General features: G+C 50.8%; 18 protein-coding genes. 9 read left to right on the top strand and 9 right to left on the bottom strand.

What is annotated here, in order from left to right:
• The first annotated feature begins 89 nt into the window (after positions 1-89).
• From hyi to pyk, 4 genes are all read left to right on the top strand, one after another.
• Positions 90-869, top strand: a complete 780-nt coding sequence (hyi, locus tag DFR42_RS08220; protein WP_110254505.1) for a hydroxypyruvate isomerase — start codon at positions 90-92, stop codon at positions 867-869.
• Positions 870-1,062: 193 nt separating this feature from the next.
• Positions 1,063-1,950, top strand: a complete 888-nt coding sequence (gene glxR / locus DFR42_RS08225; protein WP_110254506.1) for a 2-hydroxy-3-oxopropionate reductase — start codon at positions 1,063-1,065, stop codon at positions 1,948-1,950.
• Positions 1,951-2,103: 153 nt separating this feature from the next.
• A complete protein-coding gene (locus DFR42_RS08230; RefSeq protein WP_110254976.1) occupies positions 2,104-3,372 on the top strand; it encodes a glycerate kinase type-2 family protein in 1,269 nt (422 codons plus the stop codon).
• An 85-nt stretch (positions 3,373-3,457) separates the two neighbouring features.
• Complete coding sequence (gene pyk, locus DFR42_RS08235; protein WP_110254507.1) at positions 3,458-4,882, top strand: pyruvate kinase; 1,425 nt, start codon at positions 3,458-3,460, stop codon at positions 4,880-4,882.
• A gap of 2 nt (positions 4,883-4,884) precedes the next feature.
• Here the strand turns inward: pyk and DFR42_RS08240 are convergent, their stop codons facing one another.
• Both DFR42_RS08240 and DFR42_RS08245 read right to left on the bottom strand, forming a co-directional pair.
• Positions 4,885-5,259 (bottom strand): VOC family protein, encoded by a 375-nt coding sequence (locus DFR42_RS08240; RefSeq protein WP_110254508.1) that lies wholly within the window; start codon positions 5,257-5,259, stop codon positions 4,885-4,887.
• Positions 5,260-5,414: 155 nt separating this feature from the next.
• Positions 5,415-7,661 carry a M9 family metallopeptidase gene (locus tag DFR42_RS08245; RefSeq protein ID WP_110254509.1) on the bottom strand — a complete coding sequence of 749 codons (2,247 nt, stop codon included), beginning with the start codon at positions 7,659-7,661 and terminating at the stop codon, positions 5,415-5,417.
• Positions 7,662-8,355: 694 nt separating this feature from the next.
• Between DFR42_RS08245 and DFR42_RS08250 the strand changes: the two genes are divergently transcribed.
• The 4 genes from DFR42_RS08250 to DFR42_RS08265 all read left to right on the top strand — a co-directional run bounded on the left by DFR42_RS08250 (position 8,356) and on the right by DFR42_RS08265 (position 11,311).
• Positions 8,356-8,991, top strand: coding sequence for an ATP phosphoribosyltransferase regulatory subunit (locus DFR42_RS08250; RefSeq protein WP_110254510.1), 636 nt, complete (start codon positions 8,356-8,358; stop codon positions 8,989-8,991).
• A gap of 214 nt (positions 8,992-9,205) precedes the next feature.
• Complete coding sequence (locus tag DFR42_RS08255; RefSeq protein ID WP_110254511.1) at positions 9,206-9,526, top strand: hypothetical protein; 321 nt, start codon at positions 9,206-9,208, stop codon at positions 9,524-9,526.
• 36 nt (positions 9,527-9,562) lie between these two features.
• The gene (locus DFR42_RS08260; protein ID WP_110254512.1) at positions 9,563-10,447 is read left to right on the top strand and encodes a sensor histidine kinase; all 885 of its coding nucleotides are present in this window, start codon (positions 9,563-9,565) and stop codon (positions 10,445-10,447) included.
• A gap of 45 nt (positions 10,448-10,492) precedes the next feature.
• The gene (locus DFR42_RS08265; protein WP_110254513.1) at positions 10,493-11,311 is read left to right on the top strand and encodes a LytR/AlgR family response regulator transcription factor; all 819 of its coding nucleotides are present in this window, start codon (positions 10,493-10,495) and stop codon (positions 11,309-11,311) included.
• Between the two features lie 3 nt (positions 11,312-11,314).
• On the opposite strand, the gene DFR42_RS08270 is transcribed toward DFR42_RS08265, so the two are convergent.
• Complete coding sequence (locus tag DFR42_RS08270) at positions 11,315-11,821, bottom strand: hypothetical protein (RefSeq protein ID WP_110254514.1); 507 nt, start codon at positions 11,819-11,821, stop codon at positions 11,315-11,317.
• Between the two features lie 340 nt (positions 11,822-12,161).
• On the opposite strand from DFR42_RS08270, the gene DFR42_RS08275 reads away from it, so the two are divergent.
• Complete coding sequence (locus DFR42_RS08275; RefSeq protein WP_110254515.1) at positions 12,162-12,995, top strand: hypothetical protein; 834 nt, start codon at positions 12,162-12,164, stop codon at positions 12,993-12,995.
• 75 nt (positions 12,996-13,070) lie between these two features.
• On the opposite strand, the gene DFR42_RS08280 is transcribed toward DFR42_RS08275, so the two are convergent.
• The 6 genes from DFR42_RS08280 to DFR42_RS08305 all read right to left on the bottom strand — a co-directional run bounded on the left by DFR42_RS08280 (position 13,071) and on the right by DFR42_RS08305 (position 19,929).
• Positions 13,071-14,156, bottom strand: a complete 1,086-nt coding sequence (locus DFR42_RS08280; protein WP_170133448.1) for a hypothetical protein — start codon at positions 14,154-14,156, stop codon at positions 13,071-13,073.
• A 346-nt stretch (positions 14,157-14,502) separates the two neighbouring features.
• Positions 14,503-15,267, bottom strand: coding sequence for a LytR/AlgR family response regulator transcription factor (locus tag DFR42_RS08285; RefSeq protein ID WP_110254517.1), 765 nt, complete (start codon positions 15,265-15,267; stop codon positions 14,503-14,505).
• Positions 15,260-16,390 (bottom strand): sensor histidine kinase, encoded by a 1,131-nt coding sequence (locus DFR42_RS08290; protein WP_110254518.1) that lies wholly within the window; start codon positions 16,388-16,390, stop codon positions 15,260-15,262. The genes DFR42_RS08285 and DFR42_RS08290 overlap by 8 nt, the downstream gene beginning before the upstream one ends.
• Positions 16,387-16,959, bottom strand: coding sequence for a transcriptional regulator (locus DFR42_RS08295; protein WP_110254519.1), 573 nt, complete (start codon positions 16,957-16,959; stop codon positions 16,387-16,389). The genes DFR42_RS08290 and DFR42_RS08295 overlap by 4 nt, the downstream gene beginning before the upstream one ends.
• Positions 16,960-17,159: 200 nt before the next feature.
• Entirely contained in the window at positions 17,160-18,518 is a 1,359-nt protein-coding gene (locus DFR42_RS08300; RefSeq protein ID WP_110254520.1) for an 8-oxoguanine deaminase, read from the bottom strand.
• 22 nt (positions 18,519-18,540) lie between these two features.
• Positions 18,541-19,929, bottom strand: a complete 1,389-nt coding sequence (locus DFR42_RS08305; protein ID WP_110254521.1) for a nucleobase:cation symporter-2 family protein — start codon at positions 19,927-19,929, stop codon at positions 18,541-18,543.
• Positions 19,930-20,201 lie beyond the last annotated feature (272 nt).

Below are 20,201 nucleotides of genomic sequence, written 5' to 3' on the forward strand. Positions count from 1 at the left end.
CAGGTGCCAGACCTCCCCGTCCGGCACCCCGTGAACTCCCGTAGCTATGCTGCGGGAGGCTTACGGTCACTCATTTACAAGGATATGCGATGACCAGACTGGCCGCCAATCTCAGCATGTTGTTTACCGAACATGCATTCCTCGATCGTTTTGCCGCTGCCGCGCAGGCAGGCTTCAAGGCGGTGGAATTTCTGTTCCCCTATGCTTTTGAAGTAAAACAGATAGCAGCAAAACTGCAGGAAAATAATTTGCAACTGGTGTTGCACAACCTGCCCGCAGGTAACTGGGAAGCAGGAGAACGCGGTATCGCCTGCCATCCTGATCGCGTGGAAGAATTCCGCCAGGGTGTGGATATCGCCATCGCTTATGCAAAAGCCCTGAATGTCTCGCACCTGAATTGCCTGGTCGGCATACGTCCGGCAAATGTCAGCGCACAGGAAGCAGAACAAACCCTGGTCAGCAATCTGCGCTATGCGGCTGACAAACTGAAGGCAGCGAATATCAGCCTGCTCATCGAATCCATCAATACCTTTGACATACCCGGCTTCTTTTTATCTGGCACACAGCAGGCGCTGGACCTGATACGCGCTACCGGTTCAGACAATATCTTCGTGCAATACGACATCTATCATATGCAGCGTATGGAAGGTGAACTGATCAATACCATCAAGAATAATCTGGACAAGATCAAACATATACAACTGGCTGACAACCCGGGTCGCTTTGAACCGGGCACAGGTGAAATCAATTACCGCACTGTCTTCGCTGCACTGGCCGACATGGGCTACCAGGGCTGGGTGGGCTGCGAATACAAACCGCAGAACGGCACTGTTGCTGGACTGGGCTGGATCAAATCGCACGGGCTTTAATTTCTAAAATCTTAAGACCTCTCAACACAGAGGCACAGAGACACAGAGAAAAAACTAAGAGAAAACCTATTTTTAAATTTACATTAGAAATTAAGGAAATTGTCTTTGGTTTTCCTCTTGATCTTCTCTGTGTCTCTGTGCCTCTGTGGTTAATGGTCTTCATCAAACAACAACGAAACTATCAGGAACTATCATGGCTAAAATTGGATTTATAGGTTTGGGTATCATGGGCGCACCTATGGCCGGGCATTTGCAGGCGGGTGGGCACAAGCTGTATTTGCACGACATCAAGAACCCGCCGTTTGAATTGATAGAACGTGGTGCCACCGTCTGCACTTCTGGTGAAGAAGTCGCCAAACGCGCAGACATCATCATCATCATGGTGCCGGATACGCCGCATGTAGAAGCTGCGCTGTTTGGTGAGAACGGTGTAGCCGCTGGCCTCGAAGCTGGCAAGATCGTGGTCGACATGAGTTCTATCTCACCGATTGCCACCAAGGACTTCGCAAAAAAAATCAATGCCCTGAAATGTGACTACCTCGATGCGCCAGTGTCTGGTGGTGAAGTCGGTGCCAAGGCGGCAAGCCTGACCATCATGGTTGGTGGCCCAGAGGCTGCTTTTGACAAAGTCAAACCCCTGTTCGAACTGATGGGCAAGAACATCACCCTGGTCGGTGGCAACGGCGATGGCCAGACTACCAAGGTCGCGAACCAGATCATCGTTGCCCTGAACATACAGGCCGTGGCTGAAGCTCTGCTGTTTGCATCGAAAGCCGGTGCAGACCCGGCCAGGGTCAGGCAGGCACTGATGGGTGGCTTTGCGGCATCGCGCATACTGGAAGTGCATGGTGAACGCATGGTCAAGCGTACTTTCAACCCCGGCTTCAGGATAGAGCTGCATCAAAAAGACTTGAACCTGGCCTTGCAGGGGGCAAAAGCTCTGGGTGTATCTTTGCCAAATACCGCAACCGCGCAGGAGTTGATGAATGCCTGTTCTGCGAATGGCATGCGTGGTCTCGATCACTCTGCCCTGTGCAGGGCGATAGAGATCATGTCGAATCATGAGATTGCCAAGGCTTGATATCAGTGAGCCTTCATTGTGGATGCACGAAAAAAATTCACCTGGTGATAAGCTTTTTGAAGGCATACTTGATTTTGGCTCCTTCCCATTGAAGGGGAGGGAATGCAGTCCCAGTTTTGTATAAGCATCATCCGTTTTCACGAAAGCCCAGACATGACCACCCTAGCCCCACGCCAGTTCTTGCTCGACCTCTACACCAGCGCCGTCGCCGCCGTCAGCGCAGAGAAATGCCTGCCCGCCTTTTTGCCAACACCACCCGCAACAGGCCGCACCCTGGTCATCGGTGCAGGTAAAGGTGCAGCAGCCATGGCCAAAGTAGTGGAAGATCACTGGCAGGGTGAACTCTCAGGTCTGGTGGTCACCCGCTACGGCCACGGTGCAGACTGTCGAAAGATAGAAGTGGTCGAAGCTGCCCACCCAGTACCCGACGAAGCAGGCAAGCAGGCCGCAGCGCGCATACTGGATATGGTGCAAGGGCTGGGCAAGGATGATCTGGTACTCTGCCTGATCTCTGGCGGTGGCTCAGCCCTGCTGGCCCTGCCTGCGGATGGCATCAGCCTCGAACAAAAACAGGCCATCAACAAGGCTTTGCTGAAAAGCGGTGCAGCGATTTCTGAAATGAATTGCGTACGCAAGCATTTGTCTGCCATCAAGGGTGGCCGCCTGGCACTGGCCTGTGCTCCGGCACGGGTGGTGACCCTGCTGATATCTGACGTACCCGGTGATGAACCTGGCATCATCGCCAGTGGCCCCACTCTGCCCGATGCCACGACTTGCGCAGAAGCTCTGGCAGTCTTGCGCAAATACGACATCGCTATTCCAGCAGAAATTTTGCAGCATCTGGAAAGCGGCAAGGGCGAAACACCCAAGCCAGATGATGCACGTTTTCAAGGTCACAGCCATCATGTCATCGCCACGGCTCAGGAGGCACTCGAAGCCGCAGCAGCCACTGCCCGTGCAGCAGGCATCACACCGTATATTTTGTCGGATGGCATAGAAGGCGAAGCGCGTGATGTCGCCCTGGTACATGCTGCGCTCGCGAAGCAGGTTGCCAAACATGGCCAGCCATTCCAGAAGCCTTGCGTATTGATTTCAGGTGGTGAAACCACGGTTACCGTGCGTGGCACAGGGCGTGGTGGCCGCAATGCAGAGTTTTTGTTGAGCCTGGCAGTGGCACTCGATGGTCATGCAGATATCCACGCCATCGCCTGCGATACCGATGGCATAGATGGCTCGGAAGATAATGCCGGGGCGCTGTATGCACCAGATTCTGTCGCCCGTGCCGCAGCAAAACAAATACGCGCCCGTAGCCTGCTGGAAAACAATGATGGCTATGGATTTTTCAGCGCACTCGATGACCTCGTCGTCAGTGGTCCTACCCGCACCAACGTCAACGACTTCAGGGCCATCCTGATTTTATAAGACGCAATCCAGATATCCAGAGGCAGCAAGAATCACGGTGCATCGCGCCGTGATGGCTGCCGCCTATAACAAATGAAAGCATATTATGCACCGTAGCCGCAAAGCCAAAATTGTCGCCACCCTGGGTCCTGCCAGCAATAGCAGGGAAATGATCAAGGCACTGTTTGAAGCCGGTGCCGATGTATTCCGTTTCAACTTCAGTCACGGCAGCCATGCCGACCATCAATTGCGTTGCCATATCGTGCGTGAGATCGAAGCAGAACTGGGCCGCCCCATCGCCATCCTGGCAGATTTGCAAGGCCCGAAACTGAGGGTAGGACAATTCAGCGCTGGCCGTGTAATCCTGACAGCAGGACAGGAATTCCTACTCGACAGCGATACTACACCTGGCGACGCAAACCGGGTTTGCCTGCCACATCCTGAATTGTTCGCCGTCATCACTGCCGGGCAATCATTGCTGCTAGACGATGGCAAGCTGCGCCTGCAAGTCATGGACAGTGATGCCAGCACCATACGCACCCGCGTTATCAATGGCGGTGCCCTGTCTGACCGCAAGGGCGTGAATGTGCCCGACGCGGTCTTGCCGATACCGGCACTGACTGAAAAAGATAAACGCGACCTGGCATTTGCAATCGACATGGGGGCAGACTGGATAGCCCTGTCCTTTGTACAAAGACCAGAAGACGTGGCAGAAGCCAAGGCTCTGGTGGCAGGTCGCGCAGGCGTGCTGGCCAAGCTGGAAAAACCCGCGGCACTCGACAGGCTGGAAGAAATCGTTGCTGTGTCCGACGCCATCATGGTGGCACGTGGCGACCTCGGTGTGGAACTGCCACCAGAACGCGTACCCGGTGTGCAAAAACGCATACTGCGGGTTTGCCGCAGCCATGGCAAACCTATCGTCATCGCCACCCAGATGCTGGAATCCATGATAGCCGCACCCGTACCTACTCGCGCCGAAGCATCGGATGTTGCCAGCGCAATTTATGATGGAGCAGATGCAGTCATGCTGTCGGCAGAGTCAGCCAGCGGTGCCTACCCTGTTGCAGCGGTAGAAATCATGGACCGCATCATCTGCGAAGTCGAACGCGACCCTCTGTATAAGAACATGATCGCCGCCCAGCATGAAACGCCGCAGAATAATAAGGGTGATGCCATCTGCGCCGCCTTGCGTTCAGTCACGCAAATTGTCGGTGCAGTTGCTACGGTGACTTATACGAGCTCAGGCCATACCAGCCTGCGTGCCGCACGTGAAAGACCGATGGCACCGATACTCAGCATCACCCCCAGGATAAATACCGCCCGCCGTCTGGCACTGGTCTGGGGCGTGCATTCCAGCGTCAGCGATATCGTACCCAATGAAGACATACTGGTTGCCACCGCCTGCCGCACCGCCTGGCAGGAGGGGCTGGCGCAAGTCGGTGAGCAAATAGCTATTACAGCAGGCGTGCCGTTTGGCCAGCCTGGTTCGACAAATCTATTGCGGATAGCCGAGATCTGGCCGCAACCCTGACTTTATTCCCATACATTGACATCGCTGGCCGTATGGAAATCTGGCCGCTGGGGATTAACGACGCAAAACCGGTGTCCAGTCGGCGCTTCCATGACGACCCAGCGTTCCATGACTTTGACGATCTTGGCACCGAGTTTTTCCAGACGCTGGACCTCAGCTTCCTTGTTGTCGGTTTCTATGTCGAGATGTATGCGGCTGGGGTGCTCAACCTTTTGCAAGAGCATTTTCGGACCAGTGGGGGTGGCTTCAAGAACCACGTATTTGTCGTCTGCATCCCCGGCCGGATAAGCCAGCGCAGCAGCCCAGAAATTGGCTCCCGGTTCGATATCATCCACCTGGCAATCAATCACAAAACATGCCAATCTACTTTTATGCATATTGAGCTCCGTTCATTTGTGTGGATGTACAGAATATCAAAAAATTAGAATTCATTGCATAAAAAAGGGGCAGACATTTGCATGTCTGCCCCAACACCTTGTTACACTTTTCTTATAATGGCTGCTTCGTGCCTGGCAAACAGCCAGTTTTTTAATCAGTCATAGGTTGCAGAAACATTGACGCCAGCAAAACTTTGTCTCGCGTTCAGCATGATGTAGTACCAGCGGTTGGCAGTTGGATTGCTGATCGTCACGCTTTCATCATTACCGCTCTTGACGGAAGCATAGTCATAGATACCTGTGCTTGGATATTTGTCCATGGACACATACATATCCACATCACCAGTACCGCCACTTGTTGTCAGCTTCAGGTTTTTCGCACCTGCTGGCACCATGATGTAGGCATAGGTCTGTGTGCTGGAAGCATAACCACGTTTTACGCAGTTTTTACCCAGGTAACTACCGGCAGGGCAATCAGGAAGGCTGTTGTCGACTGGCAGTGGTGGTTCGCCTGCAGTAGTGACTGTCGCCATCCATGTGCTGAATTCATTGTCGTAGCGTGTGCCTATATTGTTCATATAGGTTTGGTAGCCATCATAATCACCAACACGGAACTTGGCGATGACAGCATCCACATCATTGCGATGTTTTTCCATCATGAAGCGGGTTGCCATGTAGCCCCAGTTATAGGCACGTGTCACATAATCAGACATGGAATAAGTATTGCCGAAAATTTGGCTGAGCTTATAGTTAGTGCCTGTTCTGGTCGCGTCTATGGCTTTCTGGTTATTGTTTTTCAATGACAAGTATTCAGCTATGCCTTCTATCCACCAGACGGTAGGCTTGGCAGTACCAGCACCGAAATCACCCTTCATGTCGAAACGGCCATCGAGATAATGCACGTATTCATGTTGCAGATTCCAGACCTGAAAAGTCGGGCGCAGCCATGATGCTTCATGCGCTACAAAACGTGCCTGGTTACCGACAACACTAGGGTCGCCTTCCAGATACATGCCGCCATTATTGGTGTCGATACCGTACAGCAGGGATGCATATTTGCCATAGTTGGTATAGTCATCAAATACCACCACTTCCAGTGCAGTATTGTTGTCACCGGCTACTGGCTGACGCTTGCTTTGCAACATGGTATGGAAATAATTTTCTTCTGCTGCCAGCATGGCGCAAGAATCCTGCATCTGTGCCGTAGTCATGTCCTGAGCACGGATCTTCAGGCTAGGGCTGCAAGTGTAATTATTTTTCAGGATGGTATTGGCCAGTGTGGTCTCGTAATTGCAAGTGCCATACTCAGCGCAATTGGCGTTGTCATAGTATTTGACAGCAGATGCAGCATTGAGCCACATCATGGCATCAGTACCTGTCATGGTGGAATGACTGAGCTGGTACTTGACCATGGGTTTGACCGTAGGTAACTGGTTAGGATATTGCATGAAGCGGAAAGCTTCATTTTCAGTATCGCTCAGTTGATATTCCCGCGGTGTTCCCAGCAAGGCTGTTTTGTTGTTGACGATAAAATTGTTCAATGCGGTCGCATAGGACAAATCACTGCGCAACAGTGGCAATGCATCAGGGCGTGAGTGACCATAGAACAGTACTGTCAGCGCAGCTGTATAGCCATCCGCTGCAGTATCTGCTTTCAAGGCATCACTGGCTGTTGGATTGGATGGTGTATTGGTGTAGCGCGTGATGATATTTTTTACGCTGGACAGATAGTAGGCTTCATCATGCAGATTGGTCACCAGTTTCAGGGTCTCTGCTGCTGTGCTTGGTCCTGCGGTATTGGTCTTGAACAGTTGATTACCATCGACCAGTTGTTTGATAGGGGCGCGCATGCTGGTCAGCAAGTTGGCCGCAGGTGCCGGGATGGTGTTACCGCCAGCCAGATAATAACCCGCACGCAGGTAAATGATCAGGTTGACCAGGTTCATATTGGTGGCATTGTAGTTCGCCGCTTCTTGTGCGAAGCGGTTCACGACTGCTGTGAAATTGGCTGGCGAATACACCTTGGCAGCATCAGTTGCGTTCAGCGAAAACAGGCCGTAATGGCATTCATAGCTAGGCAGATTAACGATGTAAGTTGCCAGTGCGTCGCCGCTGTAGCCAGCCAGGGTCGCCATGTTTTTGCAGTCAGCCGATGGTGGTGGTGCCATCAGACTTCTTTGCTTGTCAACGATGCCCAGATCCAGACGCGTGCCGTTTGTCGGTGGCAGATTGAATTTTTTTTGCTCTGCTGTCGGTGGCAAACTTTGTCTTTGATGCGGCATCGGTGCTTGTTTCAAGCGTGTATGCCCTTCTGTTTCTGCAGCTTGTACAACTTGCATGAAGCCTGTCAAGCTGAGAGCCAATAGTCCGGCCACGCTTGCAATTTTGTTTGGATATAACATGAATTACGTCTCCCTGATTGTTGAAAAGTTTAAGCAATACCGCCCCCTTCAGGCTTTTTCATTCGTCAGTTTGTAGACTGACGCCGCCTGAATTTCCGGGAGCAGGTATTTACCAACTCCATATATGTGAAAGCAGCAGACATGCATCTGCATGCCGCTGCTTCCTTGTATCAATGCCTGCGCAACCTGATGGCTGTCACCTATTAAAATCAGCGCCGGACATTGTTTTACCAAATGCAAATATCATTTGGTGGAAATATATTAGTAATATATTTTATAAATATCTAGGCCAAATTTCACAAAACCCTAAAATTGGGCGTTTATTTAGCAGGGCGGAATTTTAAGTTTGAAAACTCAAAACGGAAAGAATAAAGTTTTGAAAAGTTGTAAAAATGCGTAACAAAAAAATCCCGTAAATCATTAAAAAATCACATTTTTGAATTTTGATGTTCTTGATTGACAGAAACAGCGGGCAAATTTATGATCAATGCATGATTACTTTTTCCACATTTATTTTGCATGCAGCATCCCATCAGTCACATCGCTGGCTGGGAGAGCTATTGCTTGGATGAATGTTAAGCCCCATCACTAAGAAAGCCCTCTCAGCCTGCACAGAGGGCTTTTTTTATTTCTGCTGTCGGCAAGGCGCGCGTTCTTGTACAGCAGATGTTGCAATGCAATGATGGAGTGAAAAATGGAATTAAGAATAGAAGAGCAATGCCGTGGCGTACGAATTCTGGCCGGTGAAGAAGTGAAACAAAGACGTCGTCTTTTAAACGCTCTGATTGATATCGCAGAAGCAAATGGCTTTAATGAAATCATCTTGCCTTCCATAGAACCAGCGAGTGTCTACGTCAACAAGGCAGGCCCTGAAGTGCTGTCGCAGATGTATGTTTTTCCAGATAAGAAAGGCCGCTCCTTGTGCTTGCGTCCTGAAGCCACCGCTACTGTGCAACTCCTCGCCGACAAACACCTGAAGCAAAAGAAAAATCAAAAGTTCTGGTATTTTGAACGCTGCTGGCGCTATGAAAAACCGCAGGAAGGGCGCTACCGCGAGTTCTACCAGTTTGGGGTGGAAATCATCAATCCCGATAAACCCTCCTGTCGGGAAGAGCTGCTGGCCATGGCAGAACAAATGGTGGCTTTGAAAACAGATGCCTATGAAGTTGCCAGTGCTGTTAAACGTGGCCTGGACTATTACACTGAAGCGGGTTTTGAAATATCAGTCCCGGCGCTGGGTGCACAAAAGCAGGTAGTTGGCGGTGGCAGCTACAAACAGGGCATAGGTTTTGGCCTGGGCTTTGACAGGCTGATGTTGTGCAATAAATAAAATTCGCTTTGGGAGAGATGCTTGCTGGTGCTTGCGTATCAACTCTCCTTCGCCCTGTGTCAGATACAGCTCTCCATTTATCCCGCAAAATGACCGTTAAACCCTGACAAGCTACTGTTAATCGCAGCAAGCTATCAGCTGTCCAGAGTGCCTGATATTCTGCCTACATGGATGCAGCAAGTCATCCGGCAAATAAGAGATAAAGGAGATAAACATGGATACTCAAACACAAAACACTTTGGTCACCGTTGAAAAAGAAACTAACAGGAGCGATAACATGAGCAGCGCAGACAACAACCCTATCCTTGCCTTCGTTAAAAACCTGGCAGATGCACTCAAGTATGTAGGTCGTCATGCTTTCAACTGGGTAATGCAGGCATCATGGAAGAAAATTTTGCTGACTTCCATCCTGACTTTGATCACTGGCGGTCTGCTGCATCTCTCATCACTGGCAAATGGTTTGGTGTTTGGCGCTATCATCGTCAAATTGTTTGCTGACAAAGACAGTGCAGCAACAAACCCTCAAACTGAATAAGCCGCTGTGAGAACATAAGCGGTAAATGGAACTGGTATGAAACAACGCGACGATAACAAAGTACTACACCTGATCATGGACATCACCGACACGGTGACCGTGGTCTGGTGGAAGTTCTTTGACTGGCTGGCGGTGGTGCCCTGGTCATCCTTACTGGGCATCTCGCTGGTTGCCATGATAGTAGGCGGCGCGCTGGGTCTGGGTGGCCTCATGCCAGCACTGGTGTTTGCTTCTTTTATTATCAAGAGTCTGGCGGGCGGCAAGCGCAGTGCAGAAATTGCTGCTACCGCTGCCGCAACCAGGGCAGATGTTGAAGCACTGGAACGCCGTTTGCTGGAAGCCGAAATGGCCGCCCTGCAAGCACAGATAGAACCGCACTTTTTGTTCAATACCCTGGCGTTGATAGGCCAGCTCATAGAAACCAATCCGGCACAAGCCACGATAGTGCATCAACACTTGATCAAATACCTGCGTTCGGCCATGCCGCAAATGCGCGACAAGGGTAATGGCAAGCTGGGCCAGCAAATGGACATGTGCCGTGCTTACCTGAACATCATGCAGGCCCGCATGCAAGAGCGCCTTAGCTACAATATAGACCTGCCATCCGAGCTGGAATTTTTGCCCTTCCCTTCGATGATGATACAAACCCTGGTTGAAAATTCCATCAAGCATGGCCTGGAACCCAAGACCACGGGTGGGCATATCAGTATCACGGCCAAACAGGTAGATGGACAGTTGCTGGTGGAAGTAAGTGACAACGGCATGGGCTTTGACCTGCATGCAGATGATGGCATGGGCCTGACGAATATACGTGAGCGCCTGAAAGTCCTGTATTCAGGAAAAGCGCAACTCGTCATTGAAGCACCACAGGCTGGTGGTGCAGTCGTCGGCATACTTGTGCCTGTAGACAGCAAGCCATAAGCCTATTATTCTTATTCAATCTACATTCCAACACTAGGCAAGAGCATGTCAGCATTAGCAACTGCAGCAACAGCAATGATAGTCGATGACGAAAGCCCCATGCGCGATCAGTTGCGTGCACGCTTGCAGCAGGTATGGCCTGATTTGTCCATCGTTGCAGAAGCGTCCAATGGCATAGTCGCCATAGAACAGGCTGAAGAACTGCGTCCCGATATTATCTTCCTCGACATACGCATGCCCGGCAAGAACGGCATAGAAGCCGCCAGCATCCTGTCGAAACAGGCTTTGGTCGTATTCGTTACGGCCTATGATGAATATGCAATCCAGGCGTTTGAGCGCGGTGCCATGGATTATTTGTTGAAACCGGTAGAAGCCGACAGGCTGGCTGGCACATGCCAGCGCCTGCAAGAGCGATTGCAACAGCGACTGCAGCAAGGCCAGCAAGAAAAATCATTAGCAGCAAATGCTGCCAGTGATCAGGCAAAGCAGGTGGAACAAATGCTGACGCAACTCATGCAGCACCAGAGCCAGAAACGTGAATATCTGCGCTGGATACAAGCCAGCGTAGGTACCAGCCTGCGCATGGTCAGCACCAAGGAAGTTTTGTTTTTTCGCTCGGATGAAAAATATACCCTGGTGCAGACTGAACAGGCAGAATACCTGATACGCAAATCACTGAAAGAACTGGAAGATGAACTCGACCCCAAAGAGTTCTGGCGTGTACACCGTTCCACACTGGTGCGTGTCTCCGCCATTGCTGAAGTGACCCGCGATTTCCGTGGCCGCCAGTTGATTGCCCTGAAAGGGCATGGCGAAAAACTGGAAGTCAGCCGCAATCACACCCACCTGTTTCAACAGATGTGATTTTCACTTGCTGAGATTGTCATCTACCCTGAAGTAGATTTTGACAGGTGCAAGATCTGGCGCTTTTTTCTGATAAGGGTAATGAAATAATTCAGCCGCCAGGCGCCCATTGTTGGCACTGGGCACCAGCATGACTTGCGAACCTTTGGCGATGCCAAAATAGTTTTTCTTGTCGCAGGCTTCGAAGGGAGTAGCAGGCCCCCAGGCGAGAGGGCAAGCTGTCTGCCATACGACAAAACCGCGCCAGTTGAGTATATTGCTGCGACACTCCATACCAAAGCTACGTACGGAAAAAGTCAATATTGAGGTATAGCCATCCTCCCCTTTTAAAGTCAGATAAGCCTTGTATTGCCTGGGACTGAGTTGTTCTTCCTCAAACTCCACACTGGCTTTGGTGCCACTGCAATCCAGTTCCATGGGTTTTGGGGCTGCAGCAAAAGCTGCCGCAGTATAGATGCTGAAGATGCTGAAACATAGAAAAAATAAAAAATTTCTGATAGCCAAACTCATTTTGATATAGCCTCGCTTTTTCTTGAAGGATTTATGCTGCGGGATAATTTGCGCATATCCGCATCCGTATCATATGCCAGTTTTTCAAGAATATCGCCAGAGAGCACACCAGTGAAATCTCCAGGCGAGGAAAGCTGATACTTGCAGAACGGATCAACACTGATACATTTCCGTGCAACTGCCCGCAAACCTGCTTGCTGCCGAATGAGAAGCGCTACATCAGGTTCATGAATTGCATGTAAAAATTTGAAATAATCCTGTCCTGTCAGCCCAGGTTTTCAGATACTGCCAGCCTGTCAATTTATCCGGCAATATTCTTATTCCGGCAGGAAAGCCCACTATGTCCCAGACACCATTACTAGCGCGCGGCGTTTCAGCAGAAGCGCAACTTGCATCCATCAATGCCGCTTTTCCAAAACGCCGCATGCAAATACTCACCACTGGAAAGCAGGGGCTGCTAAGCCTGATAGGCTTTTCCATGGTCGGGCTGGCTCTGCTGATCGGCGCACTGTACATGGCTTTGCCGGATTTTCTGTATGACTACAAGGTGTCCAGAGATCCTGTAGTGGATGAAAGCGCGCAAATACACGGTAGCTGCAAAACCAGGAAAGCGATCTTTATCGACTGTGATGTCCAGATACGCTACCTGCCTACGCCACAGGATACTGTCGCAAAAGAAATCAAGCACAGTTTCATGTTTGTCAGTTTTCAACCATCCCTGTCCACAGTAGCCGTCAGATCCAGATCTGACCCCAGCATGATCACGACCAGTATAGCGACCGAGCACATCACTAACCGTTTTTTCATGATACTGACATTTAGCGCCCTGTTCGCTTTCATATTCTTTGGTTGCCTGTATGGTGCCTGGAAAAGCTTTCTCCTCAAGAACCTGATAAAAAACAAACCGGGCTTGCAGGCAGTGATGGTGAAAGTCAACGACATACAAAATGAGCGTACTGTATCTTTTGAAACCGAAATTGATGGCAAGAAGAAGAAACTGCAACATATCCTGCGCAAGAAAGAAGAGCCGCTATTCCTGCCGCGTCAGGAAGATCTGGCCCTGGCAGTCAGGCTCACTGGCACACCTCATGTCATACTTCTCAATGATGAGCTGACAACTATCGATTTTACTGAGCAGGAAAGAAGCGCACTCAAGGCAGCTATTGCAGCCTGAGTTAACAAACAGCATAAGAGTTCGCATGTATTTTGCATGCGCATGCGAACCAGGATGACATCATCTTATTCTCATTCAAGCGACAGCCTTGCGCTGATGCTTTATTCTTAGTGATAATTTTCGTAAGTCTTCATCCGTATCATAGGCAAGTTCTTCCAAAATTTCCCCAGACAGCACCCCATTTCTATTTAGCAGGTCTATCACGCTCCATCGATGGATTGCGCAGTTCATGCCGTAGTACATGGCTTCCAGAGGCGCCTTGCACTCAGGGTCTGGGTTGGCCGCAAAGATATCAATAATGCCTGCGACCAGGTCATGCATATGATGGAAATTATCTGAGCGCTGTATGATTTCCAGCAAGATTTTCGCATCACCAGCTTGATAATTATTGATCAGTAATCTCAGATATTCCCAGGGTGTTTTTTTACGGGCGAATTTTTTCAGTGCGAGCGTACGAATATCATCACCCTTGAAATGACTGAGGGCATTTACTGCATGCAGTATCTGACGATTTTTTTTAATGCTCTTTTGCCTGGCCATTTCCAGCAAGGGAGCATAGTCAAACGGGAATTTTGTTTTGTCGAAAAAGAGCAGATATATATCTTTTCTGTTGTCATCTTTTTCGGCAAGAGCAAGTCTGGCGATTTTCTCTATATCTGCCGGGTTCATCCCAGCAATACGGGATGGCCAAAAACGTGAAAACCGATCGTCTTCGTCGACAATTTCTTCTACGTCTGCAAGAGTATATGGTGCAATTTTACTGCGTCTGTATTTCTTTCTAGGCTCAACTGATAAAATCAAATCAAGATAATTTTTGATTGCCGGATTTACCTCTGCGGCTTTAGTCAGTTCTGCGTAAACATCGACAGACTTGTTTTCTTTTTGAAAATCATCGACTCGCCAGCGGTCTTCGTAATCTGCTCTTTCTTGTTCTGGAAGTTGTCCCACTTTTTCAGCCGCCATGATCAGACCTGCCATGCCTTCAATTTCCAGCAGCACATCTCTCGCATACAGCTCATAGCCATTGTTGAAAGTTTTTTCAAATCTCTTTAACAAAACTTCTTTAGCGCCGACAACTCCTTCGCGATGAAAATACAAGACCAGATCACTTAACTGATCCATGCCATAGTCATTCTGCTTTTTGGCGCTGAACTTCTTCATGATGACGCGTATCAAATCGTCTTTTTGCCGCGATCGCTTGATCAGGCTGTACAAATACTCTGCCCTGCTGCCTTCGCATTGCCTGTCATAGGCGAGATTGTTGACGGTGGCAGCCAGTATCTGCGCAGAGAAATCTATTTGTGGTTGGGCTTTCAAGAGCAGCATCGCTCTGCCCGTGCCCAGTTTCAGAGAATGGAGGAACTGCTTTTGCAGTTCTGCGGTTTCGACAGGATTTAATGAAATCTGTTTTTGCACTGATGAATAAAGAGTGAGGACTGACCTGAGCTCAAGTCAGTATTGAGGGGATTTTTGAGACTATAGCAGAATGGGGCGAGTGTTCCGCAATTCACATACCCTTGAACCGGTATTGATAACGCTGGCTCACAGGCAAGCGGGCGCCATGTTCGCGCAGGCTCAGCCACAATGCTGCATCGGCATCGCGGTTGACGCTGGCAATGCGTTTGACGGCGACCAGATAAGCGCGGTGGATTTGCCAGAAGCCGGCTTCTTCCAGTGTATCTGCCAGTTCTTTCAGAGGGGTGCGTATATGGGCTTCTATTTTGTCTGTTACTACGCGCGTGTATTTCAGCTCAGCACAAAAATAGATGACTTCGCTGAGATCGATGAAGTGTATGGTATTGCCAACGGCTGCCTGCAACCAGGCTGGTGATTGCGTTTTCTTTGGTGGCTTGTCCTGTATCTTTTGCATGAAGTTGCTCAGATCAGGCGGTGGTGTACCCAGGCGTTCACGCACGCGGGTGATGGTGCGTGCCAGCCTTGCGGGACTGCTGGGTTTGACGACATAGTCCAGCGCACCTTCTTCAAAGGCGGCAATCGCGTGTTCCTGAAATGCAGTGACAAAAACGACATGGGTGCGGGCCGCAAAAGCCTTGGCAACTTCGAGGCCGGTCAAGCCAGGCATGCGTATATCCAGAAACGCCACATCTGGTGACATTTCCCTGGCCAGCCTGAGTGTTTCAAAACCGTCGCTGGCTTCAGCCACGATTTCGGCTTCTGGCCATAGCAAAGCCAGCGATTCGCGCAATTCTGCCCTGAGCAAGGGCTCATCATCTGCAATCAGCAGCCGTGGTTTTCTATCGTGGTTATTCATGGTGCAGTTCAGATTGCAAATTCATCGGTAAAATCAATTCTGCCATGGTGAGCTGCTCGGCTTCCATGCGCAATTCAAAGCTTGCCTTGTCGCCATACAGGGCATGCAGGCGCTGGCGCAGATTACGCAAACCTACGCCATTACCCAGCACTTTTTGTTCCAGTCCTGCACCATCGTCGCTAACGGTGACATACAGCCTTCCTGCCTGCTCGTGCGCCTGCAACATGATTTTCACTTGCCCTGGCTGGCATTCAACACCATGTTGCACGGCGTTTTCTACCAGTGACATCAGCATCATGGGCGGTAAAATTGCGTTATTCAGACCTGGTAAAAAATGCATCTGAAAACTCAGGCGTTCGCCAAAACGTATGGCCATCAATGCCAGATAATGTTCTGCCAGTTCGAATTCCCGTTCTACGGTAGACATGGGACTGCGTAAATCTGGCAAGGCACTTTGCAGATAGGCGATCAGGTGGTCCAGCATCTGCACGGCTTTTTCTGGATCATGACGCGCCAGGTAACGGCTGTTGGCCAGGGTATTGTATAAAAAATGGGGTTCGACCTGGGCTTGTAGTACCTTCAGTTCTGCCGTCAGCGCCAGCTGTTTTAAATTGGCGATCTGCAAGTCTCGTGATTTTGTCTGTACACGCCACAAAGGCAGCCCCAGCAATACACCGGAAAACGCGAACGAGCTGGCAAATGCCTGCAAGGTATTCAGACCATGCAATTCATGTTCGGCTATCCACCATTGATATGCGGCGACTGCCATCCAGGCTGTTAACACAGCGAGCGAGGACAGACAGCACCATATCCACAGCCAGTTGCGGCATTTGCCAAACAGCCGCAGGCTAAGCAACAGTATCCATGTCGTCACACATAATGGGAAAGTCAGCAAGGCAAATAATCCCAGCCAGGCCTGTGCCTGCCACTGTATCGCCAGCAAAAATACACCTGCCAGCATGCCTGTGCTCAGCAAGAACTGTGGTGCAGAAAAGCCGAGCATATCAAACGCAGCAGATGCCGCATCGCCTTCAGACATGCTGGAACGGTTTTTTTCAGACGGCCTGACCCACAGCAGGCGCTTGCCTGCTGTAGCCAGGGTATTGAGTAAAACCAGATTCATAGACTGGGGGCAGTCGGCAAGGGTTTGACCGGTTTCATTTTATCTACCGGCACATCCTTGCTCACCACTTCCAGCTTCAAATCATCCAGCCAGACCTGCCCTTTACCTTCATCGATAACACCAAAAGCGATGGCTTTGGCATCCGCAGGCACGTCCAGCACCACGCTGCGCAATTGCCAGTCTGTCGTGCCCTTGATAGGTTTGTCTTCACTATTGTAGAAAGGACTATCGTCCCGTGAAGGCGTGTCCACGCGCATCCACAAACCCGCCCAGTTATCAACATCCTTGGTTTTTACCCTGGCCTGGAAACGCAGGCGTTTGTTGCGGTACTGCTCAGCACCTATCATCTGCATCAGGGTACCCCAGCTTTTTTCTTCGCCACTTTCATAGCGGATGAACTTGCTGCCTTTACCGCTGATGGTCTGGTTGCGGTCTATACCGATCTGGTAGGATTTTGGTGTCTCACCAGCCAATACCCATGGCTCTGCCAATTTTTCTACCGATTCTGCGGCCAGCGCATACAAAGATGTAGCGGCAAGTACAGATAAAAGAATAAATCCTGGTTTCATGTTTTCTCCTGTGCATGACGACATGTCATGTTGTCACTTTGCCAGAGAAAAATGCGCTCATGGCTTGCTTGCGACAAGCGCATGATTTTAGCGATAAACGCAGCCGCTGCAGGATAAAAGATGTGCCTTTCTTTACATTTCTGTAGCAAATCAGATTGCTGGATGAATTGAACGTTAGTTTTCGATTCACTCAGTCGTCTTCAACGTGCTGCTTCTGCCAGTTGATGAGCCAGATGATTATGTTTTTCCAGGACGCGCGGCAAATCTATCGTCGTGATCTGCCCCTCCCTGACCACAACACGACCATTGATGATGCTGTAAGCCACATCTGAAGGTGTGCAAAATACCAGGGCAGCAACCGGGTCATGCCAGGCACCGGCATAGCCTGTCTGCTTGAGGTTGAACATGACAATATCTGCCGACATGCCGGGCTTCAGTGCACCTATGTCGTCACGGTTGAGTACCTTGGCACCACCCAGGGTCGCGACTTCCAGCGCCTGCCTGGCTGTCATCGCATCAGGCCCAAAACCCACGCGTTGCAAGAGCATGGCTTGCCTGACTTCGCCCAGCATGTGGCCTGAATCATTTGAGGCGCAACCATCAACACCGAGGCCAACACTGACACCGGCATCCAGCATCTTGCGTATCGGTGCGATGCCAGACGCCAGGCGCATATTCGAGCAGGGGCAATGGGCAATGCCAGTGCCTGTGCGGGCGAACATATAGATGCCATCATCATCGAGTTGCACGCAGTGGGCATGCCAGACATCATGGCCAACCCAGCCGCAATCCTCGGCATATTCTGCCGGGGTCATATTGAACTTCTCGCGGCTGTAGGCAATGTCATTGGCATTTTCTGCCAGGTGAGTATGCAGTGAGACGCCATAGCTACGCGCCAGTTTTGCTGATTCACGCATGAGATCGCGTGAGACAGAAAATGGTGAGCAGGGTGCCACGACGATGCGTTGCATGGCGTGACGGCTGCTGTCGTGATAAGTCTCTATCAGACGCTGGGTATCGCGCAGTATGCTGGCTTCATCTTCTACCACACGGTCTGGTGGCAGGCCACCTTTTGACTGGCCCACACTCATGGAGCCACGAGCCGCATGAAAACGCATGCCTATCTCTTGCGCAGCCTGCAGGCTGTGATCCAGCTGGCAGCCGTTTGGATAAATGTAGAGATGATCGCTGCTGGTGGTGCAGCCAGACAAGATCAGCTCTGCCATGGCGGCCTGGGTGGAAACCTGCACCATTTTTGGTGTCAGGTTGGCCCAGATAGGGTAGAGATTGGTCAGCCAGTTGAACAGCTCCCCATTTTGCGCCGCAGGTATGACACGCGTCAGGCTTTGGTACATATGGTGATGGGTATTGATGAGGCCGGGTATGACAACATGGTCTGTCGCATCGATGACTTCATCGGCAGTTTGTGGCAAGTCTGCACTTGACCCCACCTGCGCAATGATATTGTCGATGATGTATACCGCACCATTGCTGATTTCACGGCGCGTGTCGTCCATGGTGACGACGACGCGGGCATTTTTGATAAGTAAGCTGGCCATAACAAATAAAATAACAGATAAATTAATGATCGGAACTGTGGGCCGCAGCCATGGCAAATGCCTTGGCTTCAGACTCTGCACCCTGGCCGTTGAAAAACAGATTGAGCGTCACTGCCGCAATGGTGGCCAGCAAGATGCCGCTATCGACTATCGTGCCCAGCCAGTGCGGCAAGTGCGAGAAAAATTGTGGCGCCACCAGAGGTATCATGCCTGCCCCTATGCTGACCGCAACGATGAACAGGTTGTGGCGCTGGTGATTGAGCCCGGCATTGCCGAGTATCTTGATACCGGTGGCTGCCACCATGCCAAACATGACTATGCCTGCGCCGCCGAGTACATATACAGGTATCGATGCCGCCACATGCGCCATTTTGGGGAACATACCAAACGCCACAAGTATCACACCTGCAGCCGCGCAGACATAACGGCTGCGCACGCCGGTGACACCGACCAGGCCTATGTTTTGTGAAAACGAGGTGTAAGGAAAAGTATTGAAGACACCACCGATGACCGTGCCCAGGCTGTCAGCCCGCAGACCATTCGCCAGTTCTTCATTGCTGATGCGCTTGCCGGTAAGCTCAGACAGCGCGAGGAACATGCCTGTAGACTCGACCATCGTGACGATCATGACCAGGCACATACCTATAATGGCACCGAGGTCAAAAGTCGGCATGCCATACTGGAAGGGCATGATGAAGGCAAACCAGCCTGCCTCACCCAGGCCGTCAAAACTGACCTTGCCCAAGAGCAGCGAAACCATAAAGCCCGCCACCATGCCCAGCAAGACCGAGATATTACCCAAAAAGCCGCGCAGATAACGTGTCATGAGCATGATGGAGACCAGCACAAAAAAGGCAATCGCCAGGTTTTCAGGCGCACCATAATTGGGATTGGCTTGCATGGATTTGCTGGCCGCATCAAAGATCATCGGCTGCCCGCCCGCTGCCCAGTTGATACCCACACGCATGAGGGTAATGCCGATGACGGTAATGATGGTGCCGGTAACCACAGGCGGGAAAAACCTGACGGCCCGGCTCATGAAGGGCGTAATGATGAGACCAAAAATACCGGAGGCGATGACCGCCCCATAAATGCTGAGTATGCCCAGGCTGGGGTTGCCCGCCATCGCCACCATGGGGCCTACTGCCGCAAAAGTGACACCCATCATGACAGGCATGCGTATGCCAAATTTCCAGATACCCAGCGCCTGTATCAGGGTCACCAGGCCGCAACAGAATAAATCGGCATTGATGAGGAAGGCTATCTGGTCTTTGGGTAAATGTAATGCACCGCCGATAATGAGAGGCACGGCTATCGCCCCGGCATACATCACCAGCACGTGCTGTATGCCCAGAGTGAATAATTTTGCTGCTGGTAGCTTTTCATCTACCGGGTGTATCGCTGTTTGCATCGTCTCTTCCTTGCTTGATGGTTTGGTTGTGACACATCACTGCTGGGTTCTCTGACGGAACTTGTTCTCAGTGATGGCTGGAAATGCTCATACTGAAATGCTAAAGACTAAAGCGACTGGTAATCGAAATGAGGGGGAAATGCATCATGTGCAAGACTCCTGGTTTGCCTTCCTGACGATGGTGTCGTCAGGAAAAGCGGCTACAAATACAGCCGAAACATAGTGTCCGACTGCGCTTTCTACTGCTGCCTGACGAAATGCATCCTCCACGA

The sequence above is a fragment of the Undibacterium pigrum genome, assembly GCF_003201815.1.
Taxonomy (GTDB): domain Bacteria; phylum Pseudomonadota; class Gammaproteobacteria; order Burkholderiales; family Burkholderiaceae_D; genus Undibacterium; species Undibacterium pigrum.

Coding starts and splice junctions, on each gene's coding strand:
- DFR42_RS08280 (WP_170133448.1), bottom strand. CDS start 14,156: ATGAAGAAGTTCAGCGCCAAAAAGCAGAATGACTATGGCATGGATCAG.
- hyi (WP_110254505.1), top strand. CDS start 90: ATGACCAGACTGGCCGCCAATCTCAGCATGTTGTTTACCGAACATGCA.
- DFR42_RS08260 (WP_110254512.1), top strand. CDS start 9,563: ATGAAACAACGCGACGATAACAAAGTACTACACCTGATCATGGACATC.
- DFR42_RS08245 (WP_110254509.1), bottom strand. CDS start 7,661: ATGTTATATCCAAACAAAATTGCAAGCGTGGCCGGACTATTGGCTCTC.
- pyk (WP_110254507.1), top strand. CDS start 3,458: ATGCACCGTAGCCGCAAAGCCAAAATTGTCGCCACCCTGGGTCCTGCC.
- DFR42_RS08305 (WP_110254521.1), bottom strand. CDS start 19,929: ATGCAAACAGCGATACACCCGGTAGATGAAAAGCTACCAGCAGCAAAA.
- DFR42_RS08300 (WP_110254520.1), bottom strand. CDS start 18,518: ATGGCCAGCTTACTTATCAAAAATGCCCGCGTCGTCGTCACCATGGAC.
- DFR42_RS08285 (WP_110254517.1), bottom strand. CDS start 15,267: ATGAATAACCACGATAGAAAACCACGGCTGCTGATTGCAGATGATGAG.
- glxR (WP_110254506.1), top strand. CDS start 1,063: ATGGCTAAAATTGGATTTATAGGTTTGGGTATCATGGGCGCACCTATG.
- DFR42_RS08290 (WP_110254518.1), bottom strand. CDS start 16,390: ATGAATCTGGTTTTACTCAATACCCTGGCTACAGCAGGCAAGCGCCTG.
- DFR42_RS08295 (WP_110254519.1), bottom strand. CDS start 16,959: ATGAAACCAGGATTTATTCTTTTATCTGTACTTGCCGCTACATCTTTG.
- DFR42_RS08250 (WP_110254510.1), top strand. CDS start 8,356: ATGGAATTAAGAATAGAAGAGCAATGCCGTGGCGTACGAATTCTGGCC.
- DFR42_RS08270 (WP_110254514.1), bottom strand. CDS start 11,821: ATGAGTTTGGCTATCAGAAATTTTTTATTTTTTCTATGTTTCAGCATC.
- DFR42_RS08240 (WP_110254508.1), bottom strand. CDS start 5,259: ATGCATAAAAGTAGATTGGCATGTTTTGTGATTGATTGCCAGGTGGAT.
- DFR42_RS08255 (WP_110254511.1), top strand. CDS start 9,206: ATGGATACTCAAACACAAAACACTTTGGTCACCGTTGAAAAAGAAACT.
- DFR42_RS08265 (WP_110254513.1), top strand. CDS start 10,493: ATGTCAGCATTAGCAACTGCAGCAACAGCAATGATAGTCGATGACGAA.
- DFR42_RS08230 (WP_110254976.1), top strand. CDS start 2,104: ATGACCACCCTAGCCCCACGCCAGTTCTTGCTCGACCTCTACACCAGC.
- DFR42_RS08275 (WP_110254515.1), top strand. CDS start 12,162: ATGTCCCAGACACCATTACTAGCGCGCGGCGTTTCAGCAGAAGCGCAA.